The 25093-nt window shown below is 70.9% G+C and carries 27 protein-coding genes and 1 tRNA gene; 15 read left to right on the top strand and 13 right to left on the bottom strand.

All coding sequences use genetic code 11. From position 1 onward, the window contains the following. Positions 1 to 8 precede the first annotated feature (8 nt). Together QE392_RS10335 and QE392_RS10340 are read right to left on the bottom strand one after the other, a co-directional pair. On the bottom strand, positions 9 to 521 hold the full coding sequence (locus tag QE392_RS10335) for a hypothetical protein (RefSeq protein ID WP_307451349.1): 513 nt from the start codon (positions 519 to 521) through the stop codon (positions 9 to 11). Then, positions 518 to 1015, bottom strand: a complete 498-nt coding sequence (locus QE392_RS10340; RefSeq protein ID WP_307451351.1) for a MarR family winged helix-turn-helix transcriptional regulator — start codon at positions 1013 to 1015, stop codon at positions 518 to 520. The genes QE392_RS10335 and QE392_RS10340 overlap by 4 nt, the downstream gene beginning before the upstream one ends. Before the next feature lie 84 nt (positions 1016 to 1099). On the opposite strand from QE392_RS10340, the gene QE392_RS10345 reads away from it, so the two are divergent. The 6 genes from QE392_RS10345 to QE392_RS10370 all read left to right on the top strand — a co-directional run bounded on the left by QE392_RS10345 (position 1100) and on the right by QE392_RS10370 (position 6895). Then, positions 1100 to 1171 (top strand) — tRNA-Gln (locus QE392_RS10345). 1 nt (position 1172) lies between these two features. Further along, the gene (gene glmU / locus QE392_RS10350) at positions 1173 to 2621 is read left to right on the top strand and encodes a bifunctional UDP-N-acetylglucosamine diphosphorylase/glucosamine-1-phosphate N-acetyltransferase GlmU (protein WP_307451354.1); all 1449 of its coding nucleotides are present in this window, start codon (positions 1173 to 1175) and stop codon (positions 2619 to 2621) included. Further along, positions 2611 to 3645, top strand: a complete 1035-nt coding sequence (locus QE392_RS10355; protein ID WP_307451355.1) for a ribose-phosphate diphosphokinase — start codon at positions 2611 to 2613, stop codon at positions 3643 to 3645. The genes glmU and QE392_RS10355 overlap by 11 nt, the downstream gene beginning before the upstream one ends. A gap of 309 nt (positions 3646 to 3954) precedes the next feature. Next, entirely contained in the window at positions 3955 to 4461 is a 507-nt protein-coding gene (locus QE392_RS10360) for a hypothetical protein (RefSeq protein ID WP_307451357.1), read from the top strand. A 5-nt stretch (positions 4462 to 4466) separates the two neighbouring features. After that, positions 4467 to 5345 (top strand): FAD:protein FMN transferase, encoded by an 879-nt coding sequence (locus tag QE392_RS10365; RefSeq protein WP_307451359.1) that lies wholly within the window; start codon positions 4467 to 4469, stop codon positions 5343 to 5345. Next, positions 5342 to 6895 (top strand): FAD-dependent oxidoreductase, encoded by a 1554-nt coding sequence (locus tag QE392_RS10370; RefSeq protein WP_307451361.1) that lies wholly within the window; start codon positions 5342 to 5344, stop codon positions 6893 to 6895. The genes QE392_RS10365 and QE392_RS10370 overlap by 4 nt, the downstream gene beginning before the upstream one ends. 92 nt (positions 6896 to 6987) lie before the next feature. On the opposite strand, the gene QE392_RS10375 is transcribed toward QE392_RS10370, so the two are convergent. The 9 genes from QE392_RS10375 to QE392_RS10415 form a co-directional block, all read right to left on the bottom strand. Then, positions 6988 to 7248 (bottom strand): hypothetical protein, encoded by a 261-nt coding sequence (locus QE392_RS10375; protein ID WP_307451364.1) that lies wholly within the window; start codon positions 7246 to 7248, stop codon positions 6988 to 6990. 148 nt (positions 7249 to 7396) lie between these two features. After that, positions 7397 to 8119, bottom strand: a complete 723-nt coding sequence (locus tag QE392_RS10380; RefSeq protein WP_307451366.1) for a hypothetical protein — start codon at positions 8117 to 8119, stop codon at positions 7397 to 7399. 210 nt (positions 8120 to 8329) lie between these two features. Next, on the bottom strand, positions 8330 to 8857 hold the full coding sequence (locus QE392_RS10385; RefSeq protein WP_307451368.1) for a sensor histidine kinase: 528 nt from the start codon (positions 8855 to 8857) through the stop codon (positions 8330 to 8332). Then, positions 8748 to 9767: a histidine kinase dimerization/phospho-acceptor domain-containing protein gene (locus tag QE392_RS10390; RefSeq protein WP_307451370.1), complete on the bottom strand. Its 1020-nt coding sequence runs from the start codon at positions 9765 to 9767 to the stop codon at positions 8748 to 8750. Before QE392_RS10390 ends, QE392_RS10385 begins: the two co-directional genes overlap by 110 nt. 89 nt (positions 9768 to 9856) lie before the next feature. Further along, entirely contained in the window at positions 9857 to 10591 is a 735-nt protein-coding gene (locus tag QE392_RS10395) for a response regulator transcription factor (RefSeq protein WP_307451373.1), read from the bottom strand. A gap of 4 nt (positions 10592 to 10595) precedes the next feature. Next, a complete protein-coding gene (locus QE392_RS10400; RefSeq protein ID WP_307454112.1) occupies positions 10596 to 11012 on the bottom strand; it encodes a VanZ family protein in 417 nt (138 codons plus the stop codon). A gap of 59 nt (positions 11013 to 11071) precedes the next feature. After that, positions 11072 to 12676 (bottom strand): NADP-dependent phosphogluconate dehydrogenase, encoded by a 1605-nt coding sequence (gene gndA, locus QE392_RS10405; RefSeq protein ID WP_307451375.1) that lies wholly within the window; start codon positions 12674 to 12676, stop codon positions 11072 to 11074. A gap of 88 nt (positions 12677 to 12764) precedes the next feature. Further along, a complete protein-coding gene (locus QE392_RS10410) occupies positions 12765 to 13277 on the bottom strand; it encodes a gluconokinase (RefSeq protein ID WP_307451377.1) in 513 nt (170 codons plus the stop codon). Positions 13278 to 13298: 21 nt separating this feature from the next. Then, a complete protein-coding gene (locus QE392_RS10415) occupies positions 13299 to 14702 on the bottom strand; it encodes a GntP family permease (protein ID WP_307451379.1) in 1404 nt (467 codons plus the stop codon). Positions 14703 to 14828: 126 nt separating this feature from the next. Between QE392_RS10415 and QE392_RS10420 the strand changes: the two genes are divergently transcribed. Continuing rightward, on the top strand, positions 14829 to 15539 hold the full coding sequence (locus QE392_RS10420) for a FadR/GntR family transcriptional regulator (protein WP_307451381.1): 711 nt from the start codon (positions 14829 to 14831) through the stop codon (positions 15537 to 15539). Between the two features lie 39 nt (positions 15540 to 15578). Here the strand turns inward: QE392_RS10420 and QE392_RS10425 are convergent, their stop codons facing one another. Further along, complete coding sequence (locus QE392_RS10425; protein ID WP_307451383.1) at positions 15579 to 16514, bottom strand: NAD(P)-dependent oxidoreductase; 936 nt, start codon at positions 16512 to 16514, stop codon at positions 15579 to 15581. Positions 16515 to 16623: 109 nt separating this feature from the next. Between QE392_RS10425 and QE392_RS10430 the strand changes: the two genes are divergently transcribed. From QE392_RS10430 to QE392_RS10455, 6 genes are all read left to right on the top strand, one after another. After that, positions 16624 to 17679, top strand: coding sequence for a D-2-hydroxyacid dehydrogenase (locus tag QE392_RS10430; protein ID WP_307451385.1), 1056 nt, complete (start codon positions 16624 to 16626; stop codon positions 17677 to 17679). A 59-nt stretch (positions 17680 to 17738) separates the two neighbouring features. Further along, a complete protein-coding gene (locus QE392_RS10435; RefSeq protein WP_307451387.1) occupies positions 17739 to 18533 on the top strand; it encodes an IclR family transcriptional regulator in 795 nt (264 codons plus the stop codon). 335 nt (positions 18534 to 18868) lie between these two features. Beyond that, positions 18869 to 20284 (top strand): MFS transporter, encoded by a 1416-nt coding sequence (locus QE392_RS10440; RefSeq protein WP_307451389.1) that lies wholly within the window; start codon positions 18869 to 18871, stop codon positions 20282 to 20284. Continuing rightward, positions 20281 to 21048, top strand: coding sequence for an SDR family oxidoreductase (locus QE392_RS10445; RefSeq protein ID WP_307451391.1), 768 nt, complete (start codon positions 20281 to 20283; stop codon positions 21046 to 21048). The genes QE392_RS10440 and QE392_RS10445 overlap by 4 nt, the downstream gene beginning before the upstream one ends. 14 nt (positions 21049 to 21062) lie before the next feature. Further along, positions 21063 to 21785, top strand: coding sequence for a fumarylacetoacetate hydrolase family protein (locus QE392_RS10450; protein ID WP_307451394.1), 723 nt, complete (start codon positions 21063 to 21065; stop codon positions 21783 to 21785). Positions 21786 to 21794: 9 nt separating this feature from the next. After that, entirely contained in the window at positions 21795 to 22829 is a 1035-nt protein-coding gene (locus QE392_RS10455; RefSeq protein ID WP_307451395.1) for a zinc-binding dehydrogenase, read from the top strand. 98 nt (positions 22830 to 22927) lie between these two features. On the opposite strand, the gene QE392_RS10460 is transcribed toward QE392_RS10455, so the two are convergent. Then, the gene (locus QE392_RS10460) at positions 22928 to 23053 is read right to left on the bottom strand and encodes a hypothetical protein (protein ID WP_307451397.1); all 126 of its coding nucleotides are present in this window, start codon (positions 23051 to 23053) and stop codon (positions 22928 to 22930) included. Between the two features lie 302 nt (positions 23054 to 23355). Here QE392_RS10460 and QE392_RS10465 point away from each other — a divergent pair, with 302 nt between their 5' ends. Together QE392_RS10465 and pth are read left to right on the top strand one after the other, a co-directional pair. Next, entirely contained in the window at positions 23356 to 23994 is a 639-nt protein-coding gene (locus tag QE392_RS10465; protein ID WP_307451399.1) for a 50S ribosomal protein L25/general stress protein Ctc, read from the top strand. A 124-nt stretch (positions 23995 to 24118) separates the two neighbouring features. Beyond that, positions 24119 to 24703, top strand: a complete 585-nt coding sequence (pth, locus tag QE392_RS10470) for an aminoacyl-tRNA hydrolase (RefSeq protein WP_307451402.1) — start codon at positions 24119 to 24121, stop codon at positions 24701 to 24703. Positions 24704 to 25093 lie beyond the last annotated feature (390 nt).

Here is a 25093-nt window from a genome sequence, read left to right on the forward strand (position 1 = left end):
GGCGCGCCTCAGTGGACGGCGTACTCCAGCACGACGATGAACAGCCCGAGGCACGCGGTCGCGAAAGCACCGACCAGACGCACGAGCAGGTTCGCCCGGCGGCGGGCGTACGCGAAGTACCCGAGCACGCCCAGCACGACGAACGTCGCCCACCCGCAGAGCGCGGACGCGTCGTCGACCGACATGCCCGCGGCGTCGGCGACAACCAGGGCCAGCACGGACGGCACCGAGGCGTAGAGCATGCCGGCGCCGTGGCGGATGCCGTCTGCGGTCGCGTGGCGCAGGCCGTGCTCGGCGTGCTGGGTCAGCGTGTGGGCGAACACGTGCGCGATGAAGAACACCACCAGCGAGCTCGAGGCGCTGAGCAGCACTTCGCCCACCGTCTCGGCGTGGTCGTCGGCGATCGTGACGAAGGCGGCGAACACGATGAGGCCGTAGATGGCGGCGGGGGAGCGGAAGCGCACGTCGAACCAGGCACGCACCCGTGCCCACCGCGAGGGGCTCTCCACCGCGGCGCTCATGCGTCGAACCCGAGGCTGAGCTTGCGCAGCAGCGTCGCCAGGCGGTCGCGATCCGGTCGCGACAGGCCGTCGAGCAGGAGGGCCTCGGCGTCGACGAGCCGGGTGATGGCGGCATCCACGCGCACGCGGCCGTCGTCGGTCAGGGTCACGAGGATGCTCCGTCCGTCCTGCGGGTCGGCTTCGCGCCGAACGAACTTCCGGGCGACGAGGCGGTCGATGCGATTGGTCATGGTGCCGCTGGAGACGAGGGTCTGCTGGAGCAGCTGCTTGGGGCTCAGCTGATAGGGCTCGCCGGCGCGACGGAGCGCCGAAAGCACGTCCCACTCCCACGACTCGATGTCGCTGCGGCGAAACGCCTCTTTGCGGGCGAAGTCGAGGTGACGCGAGAGCCGAGCCACGCGCGAGAGCACCTCGAGGGGCGAGAAATCGAGGTCGGGGCGCTGGCGCACCCAGGCATCGACGATGCGGTCGACCTCGTCGCTGTCCGGGCTCACGGTCTCATTATGGCGGGCGGCGTGTCCGGGCGCGGATGCGGGGGCGCCCCGTCTGGCAGACTTGTCCGGTGCCCGCGGGCACGGTCCGCCGTGGTGTAACGGCAGCACGACAGCCTTTGGAGCTGTTAGGTCTAGGTTCGAATCCTGGCGGCGGAGCATGACTTCCACGACCGAGCTCGCCGTCGTCGTCCTCGCTGCGGGTCAAGGCACCCGCATGCGCTCCCGCACTCCGAAGGTGCTGCACCCGGTGGGCGGGAGGCCGTTGGTCGGTCACGTGCTCGACACCGCGGCATCCCTCGACCCCGCGCGCATCGTCGTGGTCGTGCGTCATGAGCGTGAGCTCGTCGCGGAGACCGTCGCCGAACTCGCGCCGGGTGTGGTCGTCGTCGACCAGGACGAGGTCCCCGGCACGGGGCGGGCCGTCGAGGCGGCGCTGGGCGCGCTCGAGGGGTTCGAGGGCGACGTGCTCGTGCTGAGCGCCGATGTGCCGCTGCTCGAGACGGGCACGCTCACCGAGCTGCTCGCGACGCACCGAACCGGCGGCACCGCCGTGACGCTGCTCAGCGCCCGTGTCGACCAGCCCTTCGGCTACGGCCGGATCCTGCGCGACGACGCCGACGGCGTCCGCCGCATCGTGGAGCAGAAGGATGCCACGGACGACGAGGCCGCGGTCAGCGAGATCAACGTGGGCGTCTACGTCTTCCAGGCCGCGCCGCTGCGCACCCAGCTCGCGCTCGTGGGTACCGACAACGCTCAGGGCGAGAAGTACCTCACCGACGTCATCGGCCTGCTCCGCGACGCTCAGCTCGGGGTCGCGGCATCCGTCACCTCCGACGCCGCCGCCGCGCTCGGCGTGAACGACCGCGTTCAGCTGTCGGAGGCCGGTCGTACGCTCAACGCGCGCACCGTGCGACGCTGGCAGCTCGAGGGCGTCACGGTGGTCGACCCGGCGACGACGTGGATCGACGTGACGGCGACCCTCGCCCCCGACGTGACGATCCTTCCGAACACGCACGTGCGCGGCGCCACCGCCATCGCGTCGGGCGCCACCATCGGTCCCGACACCACGCTCGTGGACTGCGAGATCGGAGAGGATGCCACGGTCACCCGTACCGACGGCACGCTCGCGGTCGTCGAGGCCGGTGCCACCGTCGGCCCGTTCGCCTACCTCCGCGCCAATGCGCGCGTCGGGGTCAAGGGGAAGGTCGGGACTTTCGTCGAGGTCAAGAACTCCTCGATCGGCGAGGGCAGCAAGGTGCCGCACCTGTCGTACATCGGCGACACCGACATCGGGCGCGGGGTCAACCTCGGCGCCGGGGCCATCACCGCCAACTACGACGACCTCACCAAGCACCGCACCGTGATCGGCGACGAGGTGCACAGCGGCTCGCACAACGTCTTCGTGGCGCCGGTTACGATTGGGGACGGCGCGAAGACGGGCGCCGGCGCGGTGATCCGCAAGGACGTCCCGGCCGGTGCACTGGCACTCAGCGTGGCACCCCAGCGGAACATCGAGGGGTGGGTCGAGAAGAACCGACCGGGTACCGCAGCGGCCGACGTGGCCGCACGGGCTCGGGCTGAAAAGGAAGCGGCCGATGGCTCGTAAGAAGAATCGTGTAGACCTCGACCGCGAGAACGACATCGCCCCCGGGCTCGTCGCCAAGACCAAGAAGCGTCTCGTCGTCGCCTCCGGTCGCTCGCACCCGGAGCTCGCCGCGCAGGTCGCGCGGCACCTGGGCACCGAGCTCGCTCCGACCGAGCACCGCACCTTCGCCTCGGGCGAGATCTATACGCGTTTCGAGGTCTCGATCCGCGGGTGCGACGTGTTCGTCGTGCAGTCGTTCGGTCCGCCGGTCAACGAGTGGCTCATGGAGCTGCTCATCATGCTCGACGCGCTCAAGCGCGCCTCGGCCAAGCGCATCACGGTGGTCGCGCCGTACTACCCCTATTCGCGACAGGACAAGAAGGGCCGCGGCCGCGAGCCCATCAGTGCCCGCCTCGTCGCCGACCTGCTCAAGACCGCCGGCGCCGACCGCATCATGAGCGTCGACCTGCACGCCGCGCAGATCCAGGGCTTCTTCGACGGCCCCGTCGACCACCTCTTCGCCAAGCCCGTGCTGCTCGAGCACTTCGAGCAGGGCCTGACCGGCGAGGACCGCGAGACCCTGACCGTCGTCTCTCCCGACATGGGCCGCGTGCGCGTGGCCGACACCTGGTCCGACAGCCTCGGCGCGCCGCTGGCGATCATCCACAAGCGCCGCGACCCGAAGGTCGCCAACCAGGTCTCGGTGCACGAGATCGTCGGCGACGTGACGGGCCGCACCTGCCTGCTCGTCGACGACATGATCGACACCGGCGGCACGATCCAGAAGGCGGCACAGGCCCTCAAGGCCAACGGTGCCCGCAAGGTCATCGTCGCCGCGACCCACGCGATCTTCAGCGACCCCGCCATCGAGCGCCTCCAGGATGCCGCGATCGACGAGGTCGTCATCACCGACACCATCCCGCTGGCACCGGAGCGGCACTTCGACCGTCTCACGGTGCTGCCGATCGCTCCGCTGCTGGCGCGGGCCATCCACGAGGTCTTCGAGGACGGCTCGGTCACGAGCATGTTCGGCGGCGACGCGTAAGTCCTCTCCATCCGCTCCGACGCAGCCGCCTCCCGTGAGGGAGGCGGCTGCGTTCGTCTCGGGCTGTGGTGGCTCGGTCCCTTCGGCGGGCTCACGGACCTGGGTCGCCTCCTGCTCGCTGCGGAGGTGGCTGAGCTCGTCGGAGCCTCCGGTCCCTTCGACGGGCTCAGGGACCTCGCTGTGATCTGCGCGACCACTCGCCGCCCCGCCTCACAGCGGACACAAAAGAATGAACCGGGGTGCGGTGAAGGTCGTGTCCCTACCGTGAGCACCGAAGCGCGAGCTCGGCACGACCGAAGGAGGACCCTCATGATCCGCACCGCAGCCGTACCCCGTCCCGTCCGCATCGGCACCGCCCTGGTGGGCGTCGCCGGCATCGTCACGCTCGCGGGCTGCTCCGGCGGCTCCACCACCGGCGGCGCCGCCGCTCCGGTCCCGGCCGAGACCTCCGCCGCATCCACGCCCGCTGCCAGCGCGTCCGCCAGCGCGAGCACCTCCACCGGCGGCGCCTCATCGACCACCTACGCCGACGGAACGTACGAGGCGACCGGTCAGTACGCCACCCCCGAGAGCGTCGAGAGCATCGACGTCACCCTCACGATCGCCGGTGACACGGTGACGGCCGTCGAGGTGACCGGCGACCCGCAGGCCGCGGAGTCCCGGCGCTACCAGAGCGAGTTCATCGGCGGCATCTCCGCCGAAGTCGTCGGAAAGAAGCTCGACGAGATCTCGGTCACCAAAGTGGCCGGGTCGTCGCTGACCAGCGGCGGCTTCAACGAAGCCGTCGAGACCATCAAGACCGAGGCGCAGGCCTGAATCCCATGAACACTCCGACCGCGACGGGCTCGACGTGGGCTTTCGACGCGATCGGCACGTCCTGGACGATCGACACCGCCGAGCCGCTGCCGGCCGTGGTGCGCGACGCCGTATCGGGCGTCGTGGAGCGATTCGATCGGGAGTGGTCGCGTTTCCGTGATGACTCGCTCGTGTCGACTCTCGCGCGGGGGGTCTCGGCATCCGTTCCCGCGCCGGCGGACACGGATGCCATGCTCTCGCTGTACGACGAGCTCGACGCCGCCACGAACGGTGCCGTCAACCCGCTGGTCGGCGACGCGCTGGCCCGTCTGGGTTACGACGCCCGTCTGTCGCTCGCCCCGTCCGGTGACCCGCGGCCGGCGCCCGCCTGGCGCGACATCGTGTCGTGGGGGGACGGGAGGCTGCGCGCGTCGACGCCGACCACCATCGACATCGGCGCGCTCGGCAAGGGCCGCCTCGTCGACCTCGTTCTCGACACCGTGCGCGCCCACGTCGACGGCGATGTCGTGGTGGACGGCTCGGGCGACCTCGCCGCGCGCGGACGGGCCGTCCGGGTGGGCCTCGAGCATCCGTACGACCCGACGCTCGCGATCGGCGTCGCCACGGTCACCGACGGTGCGCTGTGCGCATCGGCGATCAACCGCCGCGCGTGGGGCGACGGGCTCCACCACGTGCTCGACGCCCGTACCGGCGCCCCCGTGCGGGCGTACGCGGCGACCTGGGCGCTCGCCGACACCGCGATGCGGGCCGACGCCCTCGCCACGGCACTGTTCTTCGACGGCGGGCCGGAGCTTGCGGCATCCTGGAACGCGCACTGGGTACGCATGCACACCGACGGCCGTGTGGAGTGGTCGCCGGGATTCGACGGAGAGGTCTTCACATGAGCGCCACCCTCACCGCGGGCTCGACCCGCGTGCTCGGTGTGATCGGCCGGGTGTCGATGTACCGGCTCGTCCTGTCGTCGCTCGGCCTGCTCGCGCTCATCGCGCTCGTGCTGTCCTTCGCCGGTCTGGTCGTCCCCGAGCCGCTCGAGCTCGTCGTGAGCGCGGTGGTGCTCGCGCTCGCGTGCGCCGCGACCGACCTCCTCGCGCAGGCCGTGCTCCGGATGCCACGGCGCCTGGAGTCCTCGCTCATCACCGCCCTGATCCTGCTGTTCGTGTTGCGACCCTCGCTCGAGCCGCTCGGGCTCGCGGGGCTCGCGCTCGCCGGCGTCGTGGCATCCGCGTCGAAGTACGTCCTGGTCTGGCGTGGACGGCACATCTTCAACCCCGCCGCGACCGGCGCGACCGTGCTGACCATCGTGAGCATCTGGGCACCCGATCTCGGCTCGTCGGCCTGGTGGGTGGGCTCGCCCTGGCTCGCCGCCCCCGTGATCGTGCTGGGCGTGCTCCTGCTGCTGCGCACCGACAGACTCCCGGTCGTCGCCGTCTTCTGGGCGGTGGCCATGGTGGTCGCCTTCACGCGCACGACGGTGCAGTTCCAGGCCGCGGGTTTCCCGGTCGACGTGCCGGCGGTGCTGCTGCAGGTGGCGTTCTCGTCTCCGTTCCTCTTCCTCGGCGCGTTCATGCTCTCGGAACCGCTGACGCTCCCGCCGCGCCGCGCACAGCAGTATCTCGTCGCGGTCGTCGTCGGCGTTCTGGCCGGCTGGCCGCTGCTCGTCGGCGAGATCACGCTCGGTCAGGAGCGGGCCCTGCTGATCGGCAACCTGCTGGCGTTCCTGCTGTGCCTGCGCGCGGCCGTGCGCCTGCGTGTCGAGCGACGCCGCGACCTCACGCCCACCGTGCGCGAGTTGACGTTCCACGCCGCCCGGCCCTTCTCGTTCTCGCCGGGGCAGTATCTCGAACTCGACGTGCCGCACCGTCGCCCCGATGCGCGCGGCACTCGTCGTGAGTTCTCGATCGCGTCGGCACCGGAGGATCTGCCCGAGGTGCGCATCGCCTTCAAGGACGGCTCCCAGTCCTCGTACAAGAAGGCGCTCGCCGCCGTCGAACCGGGATCCACCCTCGCCGTGACGGGCGTGTGGGGCGACTTCGTGCTGCCGTCCCGACCCACCGCGCCCGTGCTGCTGGTCGCCGCCGGCATCGGGGTGACGCCGTTCGTGTCGCAGCTGCGCCACCTCGTCGCCACGAAGCAGGACCGCGACGTGGTGCTGGTCTACGTCGTGTCGGACGCGTCGGAGCTCGCCTTCCGCGACGACATCGCGGCCAGCGGCATCCCGGTGGTGGTGTACTCGCGCGACGAGCCGAAGGACCTGCCCGCCGGGTGGGTGTGGGCGGGACCGGAACGGGTGGATGCCGCGGGGCTTTTCGCCGCGGTCCCCGACATCGCGCAGCGCGCGGCCTACGTGTCGGGCCCGCCGAGACTGATCTCGACGCTCGCGCCCGCGCTGGGGAAGGCGAAGTCGCTGACGACCGACGCGTTCGCGGGGTACTGAACCCGGGTGGCCGTCGCCGGCGGCGCGTCCGAGGACGCAGATCATGGTCGCGTCCGCCTGCGACGTCCCCGCTCGTCCGGGCGCGGCCCCGGTCAGGCTCCGCGCACTCCGGCGAGCGATTGCAACTCCCACGTGTCGCCGCCCGGGTGGCTGGCCGACGCGGAGGAGATCCCTCCCCGGTCGCGGACGGGGCCGACGTCCACCCCGCGAGTCCGCAGGAGATCGCGCACGGCGGCGATGTCGTCCACGACGAGGGGGATGCCACGGACGGGCGCGGCATCCGGACGGGTCATGCCGACCCCGAAGGCGATCGAGCACGCGGAGCCGGGAGGTGTCAGCTGAACGATCCGCATGCCGTTCCCCGGCTCGACGTCGTGGTCGAGGTGGAACCCGACGGCCTCGAGGGAGAACGTTTGCTGCGGTCGACGTCGGAGACCGGGAGGGGGATGAGTTCGAGCTTCATGTCCATGCGCGGTTCCCGTCCGTTCCCGGATGCACCCGTCATGACGAGAGAGCGCCCCACAGCTGCCACGCGGCATAACCGTTCATCGTGACCCCCACGAGCGCGACGACCGCACCCGCGACTCCGACTCGGAACGCGCCGTGAAGGCGCTCCACGCGGGCGCCGGCACCTCCGGGGATCGCCCGCGCAGCGGCCTTCCACACGGAATCGCGGTACCTCACGATCACCAGTCCGCCGATGAGAACCGCCAACCCGATGACCAGAATGGGCAGGGGAGGTGTGGGTGCTTTCGGCGCCGAGATCGACCGCACGGCCGTGCCCGAGTCCGCCGATCCTCCCCGTGCGGTGACGGGGGTCGGCGATGCGGTGGGGGTGACGGGGGAGGGCGAAGCGGTGGCGGTCTCCGTGGGTTCGGTCGCCGGCTCGACGACCCGAGGGGCTGGGGCGGTGTTCCGGGGCGACTCCGCGCCCGTCCCGCCCGACGTCGACGTCGCGTTCTCCGAGCGGAACGGTTCGACGACGGTGTCGGCGGGGCGGTTCGGCTCGAACTGTGCGGTGCCCACAGGCGCCGCGGGCGGCACGGTCGGCACTTCGGTCGGCACCGGTTCCGTCGGCGCGGGGTCGAAAGTCCCTTCGGGCACCGAAGGCTCGGTGGAGGGTTCTGAGCCCGCGGGCGGCTCCGGCTGGTCGACGACCTCCTCGGTCGCTTCCGGAGCGGGGAGCACGTCAGCGTGCGCGGGAACCGCGGTCGAGAGGGCCAACGCAAAGATTGCGACCGCGAAAGCCCCGCAATAGCGTGCACGAATCAGCACACATACCTCCGAATGCTCCATCTCGTTTTTCACGAGAAGGACCTGGGCTCCCAGGTGATGCCCAGCCTATCGAGACGGACATTCCATTCACGGAAAGCGATCGACGGAGAAAACAATGCGGCCGGACATTCTTTCCGGTCACTGCACCGAGGCCCCGCCTCAGGCCGGGTCGGCGGGCTTGGCCGGCAGTCGCACTTCGAAGGTCGTGTCGCCGGGGACGCTGCGCACCGAGATCGTGCCGCGGTGCGCCTCGACGATCGCACGTGCAATCGAGAGACCCAGTCCCGTGCCGCCGGTCTTGCGATCGCGCGAGCGGTCGGCGCGGGCGAAGCGCTCGAACAGCTGCGCCGCGACCGAGGGGTCGATGCCGGGGCCGTCGTCGTGCACACGCAGCACCGCCTCGTCGCCCTCGTGCGCCACCGAGACCGCGACCTCGCTGCCCGGTGGCGTGTGGGTGCGCGCGTTGGCGAGGAGGTTCGCCACGACCTGGTGCAGTCGCGAGGCATCCCCGGCGAGTTCGACGGGGCGGTCGGGTACATCGATCGTCCACGAATGGTCGGGGCCGGCGGGGCGGGCGTCACCCACCGCCTCGACGGCGAGACGCGTCAGGTCGACGGCGCCGTAGACCAGCTCCTGTCCCTCGTCGAGGCGCGCGAGCAGCAACAGGTCTTCGACGAGGGTGGTCATGCGCACGGACTGCGCCCTGGATGCGTTCGAGCGACTGCTCGGTCGTCTCCACGGCCAGGGCGATGCGCTGGCGGCTTTCGTCGTCCTGCGCCTGCCGCATGGCACGCAGCGACAGTTCGCTGAATCCGCGGATGGATGCCAGGGGCGTGCGCAGCTCGTGACTGGCATCCGCAACGAATCGGCGCATCAGCTCCTCGTTGCGCTGGCGAGCGGTGAGCGAGGCATCGACACGGTCGAGCAGGGTGTTCAGGGCCGCGCCGACCTGCCCGATCTCGGTGTTCGTGTCGACCTGATCCGCGGGCACGCGTTCGGTGATCGAGACGTCGCCCTCCTCCATGCGCAGCGACGCGACGCGGGTCGCCGTCTCGGCGACGGCGCGCAGCGGGCGGAGGCCGAGACGGATGACGATGGCGATGATGACGGCGAGCAGCAGGAGACCGCCCGCGGTCACGAGCGCGACAGTGGTGAGGATCGCGCCGATCGTGCCCGTGACGTTCGACAGGGGGAGACCCACGAGGAAGGCGCCGCCGCCGGGGGCGGGGTACGAACGCACGAAGTACTCGCCGAGATTGGGGAGGTCGACCGTCTGCGCCGTGCTGTCGGCCGATTGCAGCGTCTGAGCGATCTGGCTGAGGTCGTCGTCCGTCAGGGCGCGGGGACCGTCGTCATCCATGACGGCACCCGTGAGGCGGGGACCGGTATTCGACACCAGCAGCGTGCCGCCGGGGAACCGGGTCGATTCGAGCACGCTCTCGGCGCTGGCCTGGAAGGCCGTGCGCGGCTGCACCGTCGACGCGACCTCGTCGACCTGCGCTCCGAGGTTGACGTACAGCACCCCGCTGAGGATCGCGCTGGTGGAGATCCCGATCATCACGAGGATGAAGGCGACCATGCCGATGACGGCGGTCATCAGCCGTGCCTGAAGAGTCCACGGGCGGCGCAGGCGCCCCAGCACCCCCTCGCGTGCCGGGGCCGGGGGAGCGGGACGGGGCGGAATGCTCACTGAGGGGTTTTGATCATGTAGCCAACGCCGCGCACGGTGTGGATGAGCGGCTCATTGCCCGCATCGATCTTCTTGCGCAGGTACGAGATGTAGAGCTCGACCACGCTCGAGCGACCACCGAAGTCGTAGTTCCACACCCGGTCGAGGATCTGCGCCTTCGACACCACGCGGCGCTGGTTGCGCATGAGGAAGCGCAGCAGCTCGAACTCCGTCGCGGTCAGTTCGATCTCCTTGCCGCCGCGCACCACCTCGTGGCTGTCCTCGTTGAGCGAGAGGTCGCCGACGCGCAGGATCGGCTCGGAGTCGCGCGTGAGAGCCGTGCCCGCGCGGCGCATCAGACCGCGCAGGCGCGCGACCACCTCTTCGAGGCTGAAGGGCTTAGTGACGTAGTCGTCGCCGCCGGCCGTGAGTCCCGCGACGCGGTCGGCCACGGCGTCCTTGGCGGTGAGGAAGAGCACGGGCACGTCGTTGCCCGAGTGGCGCAGGCGCTGGAGCACCGCCATGCCGTCGAGGTCGGGCATCATGATGTCGAGCACCATTGCATCCGGTTCGAAGTCCCGGGCGGCCTGCAGGGCGTCGAAGCCGGAGCCGGCCGTCTTGACGTCCCAGCCTTCCATCCGCAGGGCCATCGATAGGAGATCGGTGAGCATCTGCTCGTCGTCGACGACGAGCACGCGCAGAGCGCTCCCGTCGGGGCGGGTGAAGGCGGGGGCGGCGGCGGTCGTGCTCATGCACTCATTGTGCGCGGGAACCTATGACCTTTCTATGGCGACGGCTATGGGCTCGCTGTGAACGATCCCCCCACCGGCGGACGAGGATCGCCAGGCCCACCCCGAGCGCCGCACCGAGCGTGTTCGCGACGACATCGCGCACGTCGGCCACCCTCGTCGGCAGAAAGAGCAGCTGCCACGTCTCGATCCCCGCGCTCACCAGCAGCGCGCCCAGGATGCCGTGCCACCAGCGACCGCGCCACGCGATGACGAGAAGACCGAACGGGAGGAACATCACCGCGTTGGAGGCGCTCTCGACGACGTCGAAGGTGATCCACGCCGTGGCGGGAACGGTGCGCAGCGCCTCGAGCACGTGGCGCAGGATGCCCCCGACCTCGGCGTCGTAGATCGAGGGGCGCAGCGTCATCCACCACAGGCCCACCGCGTACAACGCCGAAGCGGCGACGAGCAGTGCCCGTCGCCGCTTCGTGAGGATCCTGGTCAGTGGGTGTCCTCGGCCTCGATCTCGGTGCGGTCGCCCGACCAGAGGGTGTGGAAGGTGCCCTCCTTGTCGATGCGGCGGTAGGTGTGGGCGCCGAAGAAGTCGCGCTGGCCCTGGATGAGGGCGGCGGGCAGGCGCTCGGCGCGCAGGCCGTCGTAGTACGCCAGCGACGAGCTGAACGCGGGGGCGGGGATGCCGGCGGCGGCGGCGAGCGAGACGATGTTGCGCCACGGCGACTGTGCGCGGCCGAGCGCTTCGACGAAGTACGGCGCGGTGAGCAGCACGGGCAGCTCGGGCTCGGCGTCGTAGGCTTCGGCGATGCGGTTGAGGAACTGCGCGCGGATGATGCAGCCGCCGCGGAAGATCTTCGACACCGCGCCGAGGTCGATTGCCCAGTCGTACTGCTTGGCGCCGGCGCGGATCTCGTCGAAGCCCTGGCTGTAGGCGACGATCTTCGAGGCGTACAGCGCCAGGCGCACCTGCTCGATGATGTTGTCGGCGTCTTCGCCGGTCAGGTGCTCGACGCCGAACGAGACGTCGGGGCCGGGGAGGTCGCGGGAGACCTCGCGCTGCTCGGGGTGGCTGGACAGCGACCGGGCGAAGGTGGCCTCGGCGATGCCCGAGACGGGCACGCCCAGGTCGAGCGCGGTCTGCACGGTCCACGCGCCGGTGCCCTTGGCGCCGGCCTGGTCGAGGATGATGTCGACGAGCGGCTTTCCGGTCTCGGCGTCGACCTGGCGCAGCACCTCGGCGGTGATCTCGATGAGGTACGACTCCAGCTCGCCGCGGTTCCACTCGGCGAACACGTCGGCGATCTCGGCCGGGGTCTTGCCGGTGGCGTGACGGATGAGGTCGTAGGCCTCGGCGATGAGCTGCATGTCGGCGTACTCGATGCCGTTGTGCACCATCTTCACGAAGTGGCCGGCACCGTCGTGGCCGACGTGCGTCACGCACGGCTCGCCCTCGGCGACCGCGGCGATCGACTTCAGGATCGGGCCGAGGGTGGCCCAGGCCTCGTCGGAGCCGCCGGTCATGATCGAGGGGCCGAGGAGCGCGCCCTCCTCACCGCCGGAGACACCCATGCCGACGTAGTTGATGCCCGTCTCGCGCACGGCCTTCTCGCGGCGGATCGTGTCGGTGAACAGCGCGTTGCCGCCGTCGACGATGATGTCGCCGGGCTCGAACACCTTCACCAGCTCGTCGATGACGAAGTCGGTGGGGCGGCCGGCCTTGACCATGATGATCGCGGTGCGCGGCTTGGACAGGGACGCGGCGAAGTCCTCGTACGAGAACGACGGCACGAACTCGGCCTCGGGGTGCGCCTCGAGCAGTTCGTCGGTCTTGGACCGCGACCGGTTGAACACCGCCACGGTGTTGCCCTCGCGGCTGGCGAGGTTGCGCGCCAGGTTCGAGCCCATCACGGCAAGTCCCACCACGCCGATGTTCGCGGTGGCGTCGCCCTGACCCTCCGGAGCGGAGTCGGCCTCGGCGGTGGGGCGGTCGACCTCTTCGATACCGGGCGCACCCTCGTGCACCTGCGCGGCCTCGTGCGGGGCCTGGTCCTGGTCGGTCGAGGGGCCGGTCGGGGAGGAAGTGGACGTCATTCGTTGCTCCGTCTTCGGGTGCGAGATAGGGGTACGGGCGCACGTGGGGTTGCCGAAAGCCACTGTATCGGCTCGGCTCCGACGTGTTTCAGGCGGGGGAGAGGTGCAGGCGGTCGACGACCTGCTGCACCTGCTCCTGCGGCGTGAGATCGAGGTCGACGCGGATGGCCTGCTCGTCGGCATCCGGAATCTCCAGCGTCTCGAACTGCGAGGTGAGCAGTGAGGGCGGCATGTAGTGCCCCTGGCGCCGGAGCAGTCGCTCCAGCACGAGGGCGGGATCGCCCATGAGCAGCACGAAGGTGACGTCGTCGCGACGCAGCACATCGCGGTAGCTGCGCTTGAGGGCGGAGCAGGTGATGACGCCCGGACGGTCGGCGGTGATCTGGCCGTCGATCCACGCCGCGACCCGGTCGAGCCACGGCCAGCGGTCGTCGTCGTTCAGGGCGTGGCCGGATGCCATCTTGGCGACGTTCTCGGCGGGGTGCAGGTCGTCGCCCTCCTGGAAGTCCCAGCCGAGGCGGCCGGCCAGCATGCCGGCCACGGTCGACTTGCCGGTCCCGGCGGGACCCATGAATACGAGGACGGGAGCGGTGGATGCCATGTCGAATGCCTTTCTCGCCGATCAGACGAACGCGCTGATGACCAGGACGCCGGCCAGACCGGTGACCGAGATCACGCACTCGAGCACCGTCCACGTTTTGAGGGTCTGCGGGATGTTCAGACCGAAGTATTCCTTGATGAGCCAGAAACCGGCGTCGTTGACGTGGCTGAGGAAGACCGACCCTGCGCCGATGGCGAGCACGAGCAGCGCGGTCATGGGCGCATCGAGCGTCTCGGTGAGGGGCTGAAGAATGCCGGCCGCGGTGATCGTGGCGACGGTCGCCGACCCGGTGGCAACGCGGATCACGACGGCGACGAGCCACGCGAGGAACAGCACCGAGAAGCTGGAACCGGCGACGAGGTCGGCGATCACCTTGCCGATGCCGGTGTCCACGAGCACCTGCTTGAAGCCGCCGCCGGCGCCCACGATGAGCAGGATGCCGGCGATCGGCCCGAGCGAGGAGCCGACGACGCCCGTGAGCTTGGCGCGGTCGAAGCCGGCGCCGCGGCCGAGCACGACGAAACCGACGAGCACGGCCAGCAGAAGCGCGATGATCGGCAGGCCGAGGAAGTCGATGACGACTTTCCAGGTGTCGGTGGAGCCCGGTGCGGCGATGTCGGCGACGGCCTTGAGCAGCATGAGGAACACCGGGAGCAGGATGCTCGCCAGCGTCGCGGCGAACGAGGGGCGGCGCGCGGGCTCCTCGCCCTTCTCCTCCGCCGAGACGAAGAGGTCGGGCACGGGCACGGGTGCCCAGCGGGCGGCGATGGGGGCGAAGAGCGGGCCGGCGATGATGACGGCGGGGATCGCGACGAGCACGCCGAAGGCCAGGGTCAGCCCCAGGTTGGCATCCAGGGCGTCGATGGCCGCGAGGGGGCCCGGGTGCGGCGGCACGAGGCCGTGCATCGCCGAGAGACCCGCGAGGGTGGGGATCGCGATCTTCATGAGCGAGACGCCCGACCGCCGGGCGACGAGGATGATCACGGGGACCAGCAGCACGAGGCCGACCTCGAAGAACATCGGCAGGCCGATGATCGCGCCGATCAGACCCATCACCCAGGGCAGGGACCGCGGGGTCGCGCGGGCGACGAGGGTGTCGACGATGCGATCGGCACCCCCGGAGTCGGCGAGGAGCTTGCCGTAGATCGCGCCGAGGGCGATGAGGATGCCGACGCCGCCCATCGTCGACCCGAAACCGGTGGTGAAGCTCGTGACGGCGGTGGCGATGGGCATGCCGGCGATGACGCCCGTCGTGAAACCGCCGATGGTCAGAGCGAGGAAGGGGTGCAGCTTGCCCCACGTGATCAGCACGACGATCAGCGCGATGCCGATGAGCGCGGCGGTGATGAGCTGGCCGGCGGGGGCGGCGGGGCTCGACTCGGCTGCGGCGAGCACGAGTGGTGCGGGGAGGGAGGAGAGGGCCATGAGCGTCCTTGTTCCGGCGAGCGGCAGCGATGCCGTTGGTATTTGTCGTACATAAAAGCACACGACGCTCCTTTTCGCACGACATTTCCGTGTCGACGGTGCGCTGACGTCTGTCATCATCGAGGCATGACGATGGACCGTCCGACTGTGGCGTCGCTGCACGACGCGCTCGTCGACCGTCTGGGCGCCGCCATCGTCGCGGGGGAGCTCGCCCCGGGATCGCGTCTCGTCACCGCCGAGCTGTCGGAGGGGTCTTCACGCGGCGCGGGCCGGGAGGCCGTGCGCGTGCTGCAGTCGCTCGGACTGGTGCGCGTGCGCCGGAAGACCGGGATCGAGGTGCTCCCGGCGAGTCAGTGGAACGTCTATGCACCCGAGATCATCGCCTGGCGCCTGGCCGGACCCGGGCGCGCGAAGCAGCTGCGCGAGCTCAGCGATCTGCGGGGGGCGATCGAGCCGCTCGCGGCCCGCGCGGCGGCGACGAACGCCTCCACCGCCGAACGGCAGCAGCTCGTCGGTGCGGTGATGGAGATGGCGCGCACCGAGCGCGACGCCGACGGCCGGGAGTACCTCGCCGCCGACGTGGTCTTCCATCGCACGCTTCTGACGGCATCCGGCAACACGATGTTCGCCGCGCTCGGGTCGGTCGTGGAGTCGGTGCTCGTGGGGCGAACTCTTCACGACCTCATGCCGCACGACGCCAACCCGCACGCCGTGCGTTGGCATCAGGACGTGGCGTTCGCCGTGGCCGCCGGGCGCGCGGATGACGCCGCCGAGGCGATGCGCCTCATCGTGCGCGAGGCCGGGGAAGCGATGGCGTCGGCGACATCGCCGGAATGATCGTGCTCGTTCGCCGCGGATGAGGGCGGCTCGACATCCTCAGCTCGTGGAGGGCGACGGAGTACCCGAGGAGCTGCGCTCAGCGGTGAAGCGGCGCGTGACCGCGATGTCGCGACCGCCGAGCCCCCGCTCGACGATCTCGTCGAAGGCTGCGCGCAGCGCCGGCAACAGCGCGGGACGGGTGTCGGTGGCCGCGGCGATGTCGTTGGCGAAGCGCAGGTCTTTGACCATGTACTCCGCGATGCCGCTGGGGGAGTCGTCGCCCGAGACGAGCTTCTCGCGACGGCTCTCGAGCAGTCGCGAGCCGGCGTAGCCGCCGCCCAGCAGGTGCCACAGGGCCGCGGGGTCGACGCCGGAACGCGCGGCGAGCTCGGTCGCCTCGCCCAGGGCCATGATCGTGGCGGCGACGACGAGCTGGTTGCAGGCCTTGGCGACCTCGCCCGCGCCGAGTGGGCCGAGTCGGACCGGGGTGCCGCACGGCGCGAGCAGCGAGGCCGCGCGGTCGGTGTCGTCGGGGTCTCCGCCGAGCATGATCGAGAGCGTTCCGGCCTTCGCGCCGTCTTCTCCGCCCGACACGGGGCAGTCCACTAGGCGCACCGTGTCGGGGAGCCGCGCGGCGAGTTCTCGGACGCCCACGGGCGACGAGGTGGAGCCGATCATGATGAGGTACGGCCGGTCGCCGATGCCCCCGAGCAGCCCGTCGGCTCCGTCGAGATGTTCCTCGAGCTGCGGGAGGTCGGGCAGCATGACCAGCACCGCATCGGTGGCGGCCCCGAGATCTCTCGCGGTGGTCGCCCACACGGCGCCGGCGTCGATGAGGGCCGGCCGCTCGCGTCGTGCGTGCACGGTGAGTGCCCCACGCGCGGTGAGGAGGTGCTGCGCCATCGGCTCGCCCATCGCGCCGAGGCCCCAGACCCCCAGACGGAGGTCGGAGGCGGAAGCGGAACGGCCGGTCTCTTCGTCGAGCGGGGTCATGTCGGCATCCTATCGGCTGGACAACGGGTTGAACAGGGTTCAGTATGGTGAACGACGATTCGAAAGACCGCGCGGTCCGAGACCGATCGCGGCGGAGGGACAGACGACGATGTCGACACACGAGAGCCTACGCGCGGTGGTCGCGGTACCCCTGAGCGAAGAGCACTGCCGCCTCATAGAGCGCCTGGAGCCCCGGCTGGAGCTCGTGCGCGACGCGCGCCTGACCCACCCGATGCGGGGTCCCGCCGACTGGTCGGGCGATCCGGCGCACGTGCGCACCGACGACGAACAGCGCGCGTTCGACGAGATGGTCGACTCGGCCGACGCCCTCTTCGGCATCCCCGACGTCGAGCCCGCCGCTCTCGCGCGCACCGTCGCCGCCAACCCGCGGCTCCGCTGGGTCATGACCACCGCCGCGGGTGGCGGCGGACAGGTGAAGGCCGCCGGGCTCGATCCGGCCGACCTCGAGCGTGTGCAGTTCACCACGAGCGCGGGTGTCCACGGCGGCCCCCTGGCCGAGTTCGCCGTCTTCGGCGTGCTCGCCGGCGCCAAAGACCTGCCCCGACTCGCCGACGACCAAGCGGCTCGCCGGTGGCCCGACCGCTGGGAGATGCGGCAGATCGACGAGATGACCGTGCTGGTGGTGGGCCTGGGCGGCATCGGCTCGGAGTGTGCGCGGCGGTTCCACGCCCTCGGGGCCCAGGTGTGGGGGACCACGCGCACGGGCGCGCCGGTCGAGGGCGTCGACCGCCTCGTTCCCCTCGATGACCTGGCGAGCGCGGTGGCCGAGGTGGATGCCATCGTGGTCACCCTCCCGGGCACCGATCAGACGCACCACCTGATCGGGGCCGAGGTGTTCGCCGCGGTCAAGCCGGGCGTGATCGTCGCCAACGTCGGGCGCGGCACCGTGATCGACGAGGAAGCGCTGCTCGCGGCGTTGGACGACGGGCGGGTCGGCTTCGCCGCCCTCGACGTCTTCGAGGTCGAGCCCCTGCCGAGTGCGTCGCCGCTGTGGTCGCACCCGCGCGTGCTCGTGAGTCCTCACACCGCCGCGTTGAGCAGCAAAGAGGAGGAGCGCATCGCGCGACGCTTCGCCGAGAACGCCACACGCCTGCTCGACGGCCAGCCGCTGCGCGCCGTTGTCGATACGGTCGAGTTCTACTGACGCGTCGCGTCGGCGCGATCCCGGTTCCCGCGTCGACGACGCGCACGAGGGAGGCCGCGATGAGTGTCGATGACGCGAGCGCGTTGGCGCGCGACCCTGCACCGGCGGTCGGGCGCAGCATCCGGCTGCTCGAGATGCTGGCCGAGGCGGGGCGCGCCTTGACGCTGACGGAACTCGCCTCGGGGCTCGGCCTCGCCAAGTCGTCGACGGCCAACCTCTGCCTGTCGCTCGAGGGCGGCCGCATGATCGAGCGCGTCGCGTCGGGTTACCGCCTCGGCATCCGCACGGCCGAGCTCGGCGGCGCCTTCGCGGCGCAGTTCAATCAGATCCGCGAGTTCTACGCCGTGTGCGAGTCGTCGCCCGTGCTGGCGCGTGAGCTGGTGCAGGTGGCGATGCTCGACGACCTCGACGCGCTGTACCTGGCCCGCTACGAGGGGTCGCGCTCGGTGAGGCTCGGCACGCCGCTGGGCTCGCGGTTGCCCGCGGCGCTGTCGGCGACCGGCCGCGCGCTGCTGATGACGCGCGACGACGAGACGGTCCGCGACCTGCTGTCGCGAGCGCGGCCCCTGCCGCAGCTGACGGAACACAGCACGGTCGACGTCGACGGCGTGCTGGCCAAGCTCGCCGCCGCGCGGACGCGGGGCTGGTCGGTCGACGAGGAGGAGTCGTTCCGCGGCATCGTCGGTGTCGCCGTGCCGCTCGAGGGCTGGGCGCCGGGCGACCCGCAGCTGGCCCTGGGCGTCGGCATCCCGGTGGCGGATGCCGTGCCCGAGCGCCTCGAGAGGGTCGGGGCCGCCCTGCGCGAAGCCGCCGCGGCGCTGACGAACCCGTTCAGCGCGTCGCGCTCGGCCTGAGTCGAGCGCCGGGGGCGCGTCGGGGTAGGGGATCGGGCGAGAACAGGGCCTGCGGGTGCGGGGTGGGCCTGTCTCCGAAGGATCTCCTGTTCTCGCGCGCCGACGGCGGGCGCCCGCCGTCCTGTTCGCGCGCGCCCGCGGCTGCCGCGCCGCCGCCTCGGCGGTGCGCGCCCCGCGATGGCCCGGAATCGGCCGATCACGCCGTCCGCCGCCTGACGGGTCGTCGCGCATCGGCCTGGCCGAAACTCGTCGGCACATTTCTGTTCAACATATTGAACTCGGTACAGCGGGTTGGTACAGTCGGCTCGTCGCAAGACCCCAGCCGATCGAAGGAGATGGCCGTGACCACAGCATCCACACCGACGCCGCAGCCGACGGATGACCCCGAATACGCCGCGAACCTGCGGCGCGCGACGCTCGCCTCGAGCATCGGCAGCGCGCTGGAGTATTTCGACTTCGCGCTCTACGGACTGTCGACGGCGCTGATCTTCAACGTCCTGTTCTTCTCGCAGGACGACCCGGCCCTCGCCACGGTCGCCGCCTTCGCCACCTACGGCGTCGGCTTCCTCGCCCGCCCGTTCGGGGGGCTCTTCTTCGGCGTCATGGGCGACAAGCTCGGGCGCAAGTGGGTGCTGGTCATCACGATCCTGCTGATGGGCGGGGCGTCCACGGCGATCGGTCTGCTGCCCACGTACGACGCGGTCGGCATCCTCGCCCCGATCCTGCTCGTGATCATGCGCCTGCTGCAGGGCTTCGGCGCCGGCGCCGAGCAGGCGGGCGCCACGGTGCTCATGGCCGAGTACGCCCCGGTGAAGCGTCGCGGTTTCTTCTCGGCGCTGCCGTTCATCGGCATCCAGGCGGGAACGCTGCTGGCGGCCGTCGTCTTCAGCCTCATCTCGCTGCTGCCCGAAGACCAGCTGCTCAGCTGGGGCTGGCGCGTGCCCTTCCTCGCCTCGTTCGTCCTGATCCTGCTCGCGCTGTTCATCCGCATGCGCCTCCGCGAGACGCCGACGTTCATCGAGCTCGAGAAGACCGAGCAGATCGCCGAGCGTCCCATCCGCGACATCTTCACGCGGGGCCTTCCGGGCGTCATCGTCGGCATCGGCCTGCGCATGGCCGAGAACGGCGGCTCGTACATGTTCAACACCCTCGCGCTGTCGTTCTTCGTCGCCTCCGTCGGCGGCCAGGCCGACCGGAGCCTGCTCACCTGGGGTGTCACGCTCGGATCCCTCATCGGCATCTTCTCGGTGCCGCTGACGGGCGCGCTGTCGGACCGGATGGGCCGGCGCACCGTGTACCGCGCGGGCGCGCTGTTCATGCTGCTGTTCACATTCCCCGCCTGGTGGCTCATCTCGCTCGGCAGCTACCCGATCACCATCGCGGTCATCGCGATCGGCATCGGCGTCGCGGTGAACTCCATGCTCGGACCCCAGTGCGCCATGCTCCCCGAGCTCTTCGGCAACCGTCACCGCTACCTCGGCGTGGCGATGGCACGCGAGATCTCGGCCGTCCTCGCCGGTGGCCTCGCGGGCGTGCTGGGCGCCTACATCATCGCCGTCAGCGGGGCGAACTGGCTGCTCCTGGCCATCTACATGGCCACGCTCGCTCTCATCACCACCGCCTCGACGTTCCTCGTTCCCGAGACCCTGCGCCGCGACCTCACCCGCACCGACGACGCGATCAAGGTCTCGCGTGAAGAGGCCGGCGAGGGCGTGGACGCCACCACCGTCACCGTCCGGACCATCCGATGACCGGCGCCTTCGACCTGACCGGCCGCCTCGCCCTGGTGACGGGGTCGAGCCGCGGGATCGGCCGCACCCTCGCGCAGGGGCTCGCCGAGGCGGGTGCGACGGTGATCGTGCACGGGCGGGATGCCGAGACGGCGGGCCGTGCCGCGGACGAGATCTCGGCGTCGACCGGGGTGGGTGCCCACGTCGCGACGTTCGACGTGGGGGACTCGGCCGCGGTGGATGCCGGGATCTCCGCGATCGAGCAGGCCCACGGCGTGCCCGACATCGTCGTCAACAACGCCGGCGTGCAGCGCCGCGCACCGATCGCGGAGTTCGCCGACACGGACTGGGACGACCTCGTGCGAACGAATCTGTCGAGCGCGTTCTACGTCTCGCGTCGGGTCGCTGCCGGGATGATCGCCCGCGGCTCGGGCAAGCTCGTGCAGATCGGCAGCGTGCAGTCGCAGCTCGCGCGTCCCTCGATCGCCGCGTACGGCGCGACGAAGGGGGCCATCGCGATGCTGACGAAGGGCCTGTGCGCCGACCTCGCGCCGCACGGCATCCAGGCCAACGCCATCGCGCCCGGCTACTTCGCCACCGAGTTGACCCAGGCCCTCGTCGACGACGAGCAGTTCTCGTCGTGGGTGCGCACCCGTACCCCGGCGGGCCGATGGGGGGACACCAGCGATCTGGTGGGGACGCTGGTGTTCCTCTCGAGCTCGGCCAGTGACTTCGTCAACGGCCAGACGATCTACGTCGACGGCGGAATGACGGCGGTGGTCTGATGCGCATCGCCCGTGTGACCACTTCGAACGGGGCGACGACCGTGCGCGTCACCGACGACGGTCGATTCGTCCCGATCACCGACCCGTACGCCGCGTTCGCGGCGGGCGCGGAGCCTCAGGATGCCGCCGCCCCCGTCGACGGCGAGCTCGCCGCCCCGTGCACGCCCACCGTCGTCGTCGGCATCGCTCAGAACGGCCCCGGCCACGCGTCGCCGGTGCAGGCGTGGCTGAAGAGCCCGCGCACCGTGACCGCGACGGGGCGCGAGGTGTCCCTGCGTCGCGACGCCGGCCAGACCGTGGCCGAGGCCGAGGTGGCCGTCGTCATCGGGCGCGACACCACCGGCCTGACCGCCGAGACCGCGCACGCCTACGTGCTCGGCATCACCGCGGTGAACGACCTGTCGAGCCCCGACCGGTCGGTGTTCGATCCCCGCAACTTCGAGTCGAAGTCGGGGGAGGGGTACACACCCCTCGGGCCGTGGATCGACACCGACCTCTCGATCGACGACGACCTGCCGATGGCTCTTCTCGCCGACGGCGTGGAGCGCGCCGAGACGTCGTCGGCCGCCCTGCCGATGTCGCTGCGCGAGTGCCTCGCATATGTCGCGGGATGGACGACCCTCGGCCCGGGCGACATCGTGATGATGGGCGCGCCGTTCTCGCAGGCGCCCATCCACGCCGGTGAGACCGTCGAGGTCGTCATCGGCCCTCTGCGTCTTCGTACCCCCACCCTCTGAGGAGCACTCATGACGAACCTCGCCGTGGTGGCCCACGCCGCCGACGACCTGCGCATCGAAGACATCGGAGAGCCCGCCCCGGATGCCGACGAAGCCGTCGTCGCGGTCGCGTACGGGGGCGTCTGCGGGTCGGACCTGCACTACTGGCGGCACGGCGCCGCGGGTGCGTCGATCCTGCGCGAGCCGCTGGTGCTGGGGCACGAGCTGTCGGGCGTCGTCGTGCGCGCCGCCGCCGACGGGACGGGGCCCGCCGAGGGCACGCTTGTCGCGGTGCACCCGTTGACCCCGCACGGCGACGGCGTCACGCCCTGGCCGGCCGAGCGCCCCAACCTCGCGCCCGCGTCGACGTACCTCGGCTCGGCCATGCACCTTCCCCACACGCAGGGCGGGTTCGCGTCGCGGGTCGCTCTTCCGACGCGCATGCTGTTTCCGCTGCCGACCGGTCTCGATCTGCAGACCGCCGTGCTCGCCGAACCCGCCGCCGTCGCGTGGCACGCCGTGGAACGGGCGGGCGAGGTCGCGGGACGCCGGGTCGCGGTGATCGGGTCGGGGCCCATCGGCCTGCTCGCCGTCGCGGTGGCCCGCCACCACGGGGCGGCCGAGGTGGTCGCCACCGATCTGCACGCGCTCCCGCGGTCGCTCGCCGCCGCCCGCGGGGCGCGGGTGCTCGACGCGCGCGACGAAGACGCCATCGCGACGCTTCACGCCGACGTCGTGATCGAATCGAGCGGAACGGTGCCGGGCCTTGCCTCCGCCATCGCCGCTGCGGGTCGCGGGGCAACGGTGGTCATGCTCGGCCTGCAGGCGGCCGGCGGCGTGACGGCGCCCCTGGCGACGGCCATCACGCGCGAGCTGACGCTGACGGGGTCTTTCCGCTTCGGTGACGAGTTCTCGTCGGTGCTGGAGGCATTGGCCGGCGGCCTGCTCGATGTCGAGGGCATCGTGACGCACGTGTTTCCGGCATCCGATGCTCTGGCGGCTTTCGCGACCGCGGCAGACGCTTCGCAGTCGTCGAAGGTCGCGCTCGCGTTCGACGCCGCCTGAGCAGTTCGGCGGGAACAGGCCGCGGGGCGTCCGCGCCGCCGCGCGTCCTGCTCGGACGACGTGGCGACCCCGGCGGGGTCGGTCCCCGCGGGTCGGCGTCAGTGCTTCTTGTAGCCCGCGTTGCGCCCCATCGAGAACAGCGCGCCCACGGTGCCGACGAGGCCGATCGTGGCGATTCCGCCGACCACCCAGAGCAGGACGTGAGAGAAGAAGCCGCTATCCATGATGATCCTCCGGGTCGATGTGGCTGTCCGATCCTACCGTCGCGGTCCGCCCGGCTGCGCCTCGAGAGGGTGCGGCACCCGCGCACGGGTCGTGCGGGGCGTCGCGCGCTGGTAGACTTCCGGGGAACTTCGGCGAGGGAGTGCCGCGCACCGACCGGTGCACGTGGCATCCGTGATCGACGCGGTGATGCAGGCTCCCCGGCTTTCCTCACGCGCTCGCGTTCGAGTCGAATCCAGACCACACAGGTGCGGGCCACGTCCGCTCACAAGCTGCGGGACCACGAGCCCGCGAGGAGAACATCATGTCGGAAGACAACAAGGTCGTCGCGGAGCTCCGCGAGAACTTCGGTAAGGGCTTCGCTCGCCGCCTCCGCGCCGCGGGCAAGATCCCCGCCGTCATCTACGGTCACGGCACCGACCCCCAGCACGTCGCCCTCCCGGGCCACCAGGTCGCGCTGCTCATCCGCCGTGCCAACGCGCTGCTCGACCTCGACATCGCCGGCAAGGGTCAGCTCGTGCTCGTCAAGGACGTGCAGAAGGACCCTGTGCGTCAGATCATCGAGCACATCGATCTGCTCGTGGTCAAGGCCGGCGAGAAGGTCTCGGTCGACGTTCCCGTCGTCGTCACCGGTGAGCCCTTCGCCGGCACCATCGCCACTCTCGACAACACCACCGTGTCGCTCGAGGTCGAGGCCACTCACATCCCGCAGAACATCGAGGTCGACGTCGAGGGCGCCGAGGACGGCACGCAGATCACCGCGGCCGACCTGAAGCTGCCCCAGGGCGCCACCCTGGTGACCGAGCCCGAGACCCTGATCGTCGCCGTGTCGGTGCCGCTGGACACCATCGCCGCCGACGCGGAGATCGCCGAGGCCGACGCCGAGGTCGCCGAGGAGCAGTCCGAAGAGGCCGAGTCCGCCGCCGAGGGCGACGACAAGTAATCCCGCGCGGGATCCGGCCCGCCGACGACGAGGGGGCGCGTTCTCGCGCCCCCTCGTTCTCTGTATCCGGGCTCTCTCGCGACCCGGCGCGATGCGGATCGACGCATCGGGAAGGATGGATGCCATGGCGGACACGTGGCTCATCGTCGGTCTCGGCAACCCCGGGCCGCGCTACGAGGCGACCCGTCACAACGTCGGGCAGATGGTCATGGACGAACTCGCGGCGCGTCGCCGCGAGGCGTTTCGCGCGCACAAGGCCAACGCGCGCGTCGTCGAGACGTGGCTCCGCCCGGGGGCGTCCAAGCTGGTGCTCGCCAAGCTGAACTGCTTCATGAACGTCTCGGGTGGGCCGGTGGCGAATCTCGCCCGCTTCTACGGGGTCGAGGCGGATCATGTCGTGGTCGTCCACGACGAGCTCGACATCCCCTACGACACCATCAAGCTCAAGACCGGTGGCGGCCACGGCGGGCACAACGGTGTGCGCGACATCGCTAAGGCGCTCGGTACCGCCGACTTCCCGCGCGTGCGGGTGGGCATCGGCCGCCCGATGGGTCGTCAGGACCCCGCCGATTGGGTGCTCGACCCCTTCAGCGCGACCGAACGGCAGACCCTGCCCATCCTCGTCTCGGATGCCGCGGATGCCGTGGAGCTGCTCGTCGATCAGGGGTTGGTCCCCGCGCAGCAGCGTTTCCACGCCCCTCGCGCCTGAGCGACGGGCGAGGTTTCTTCACCTGACCCGGGCGTGACGGGCCGGCGATCTCGTCGTCGGCTCGGACTCGACGCCTCGACGGGCTCGGCTCCGCAGGCGTCCGTCTGCCCGTAGCGGAAAAGGGCTGGGCCTCGCCGCTCACCTCACGGTCGCCCGCGTCCGCGTCCGTCTGCCGCCATCGAGGCCGGCCGCTCACCTCGCGGTCGCCCGCGTCGGCGTCGGCAGCGTCGTACCGGCCCGCGCGTGCGCGGACTACCGGGAGGGCCCCACGGTCTCGCGACCTCCGATCGCCGGAGCACCGTCGACGGCCGGCCGCGCGTCGCCGAGGCCGACGGGCCGACGCACGTACCGAAGGACGGCACCCGGCTCGACGCCTTCACACCGTGTCAG

Source organism: Microbacterium proteolyticum, from assembly GCF_030818075.1.
GTDB classification, from domain to species: domain Bacteria; phylum Actinomycetota; class Actinomycetes; order Actinomycetales; family Microbacteriaceae; genus Microbacterium; species Microbacterium proteolyticum_A.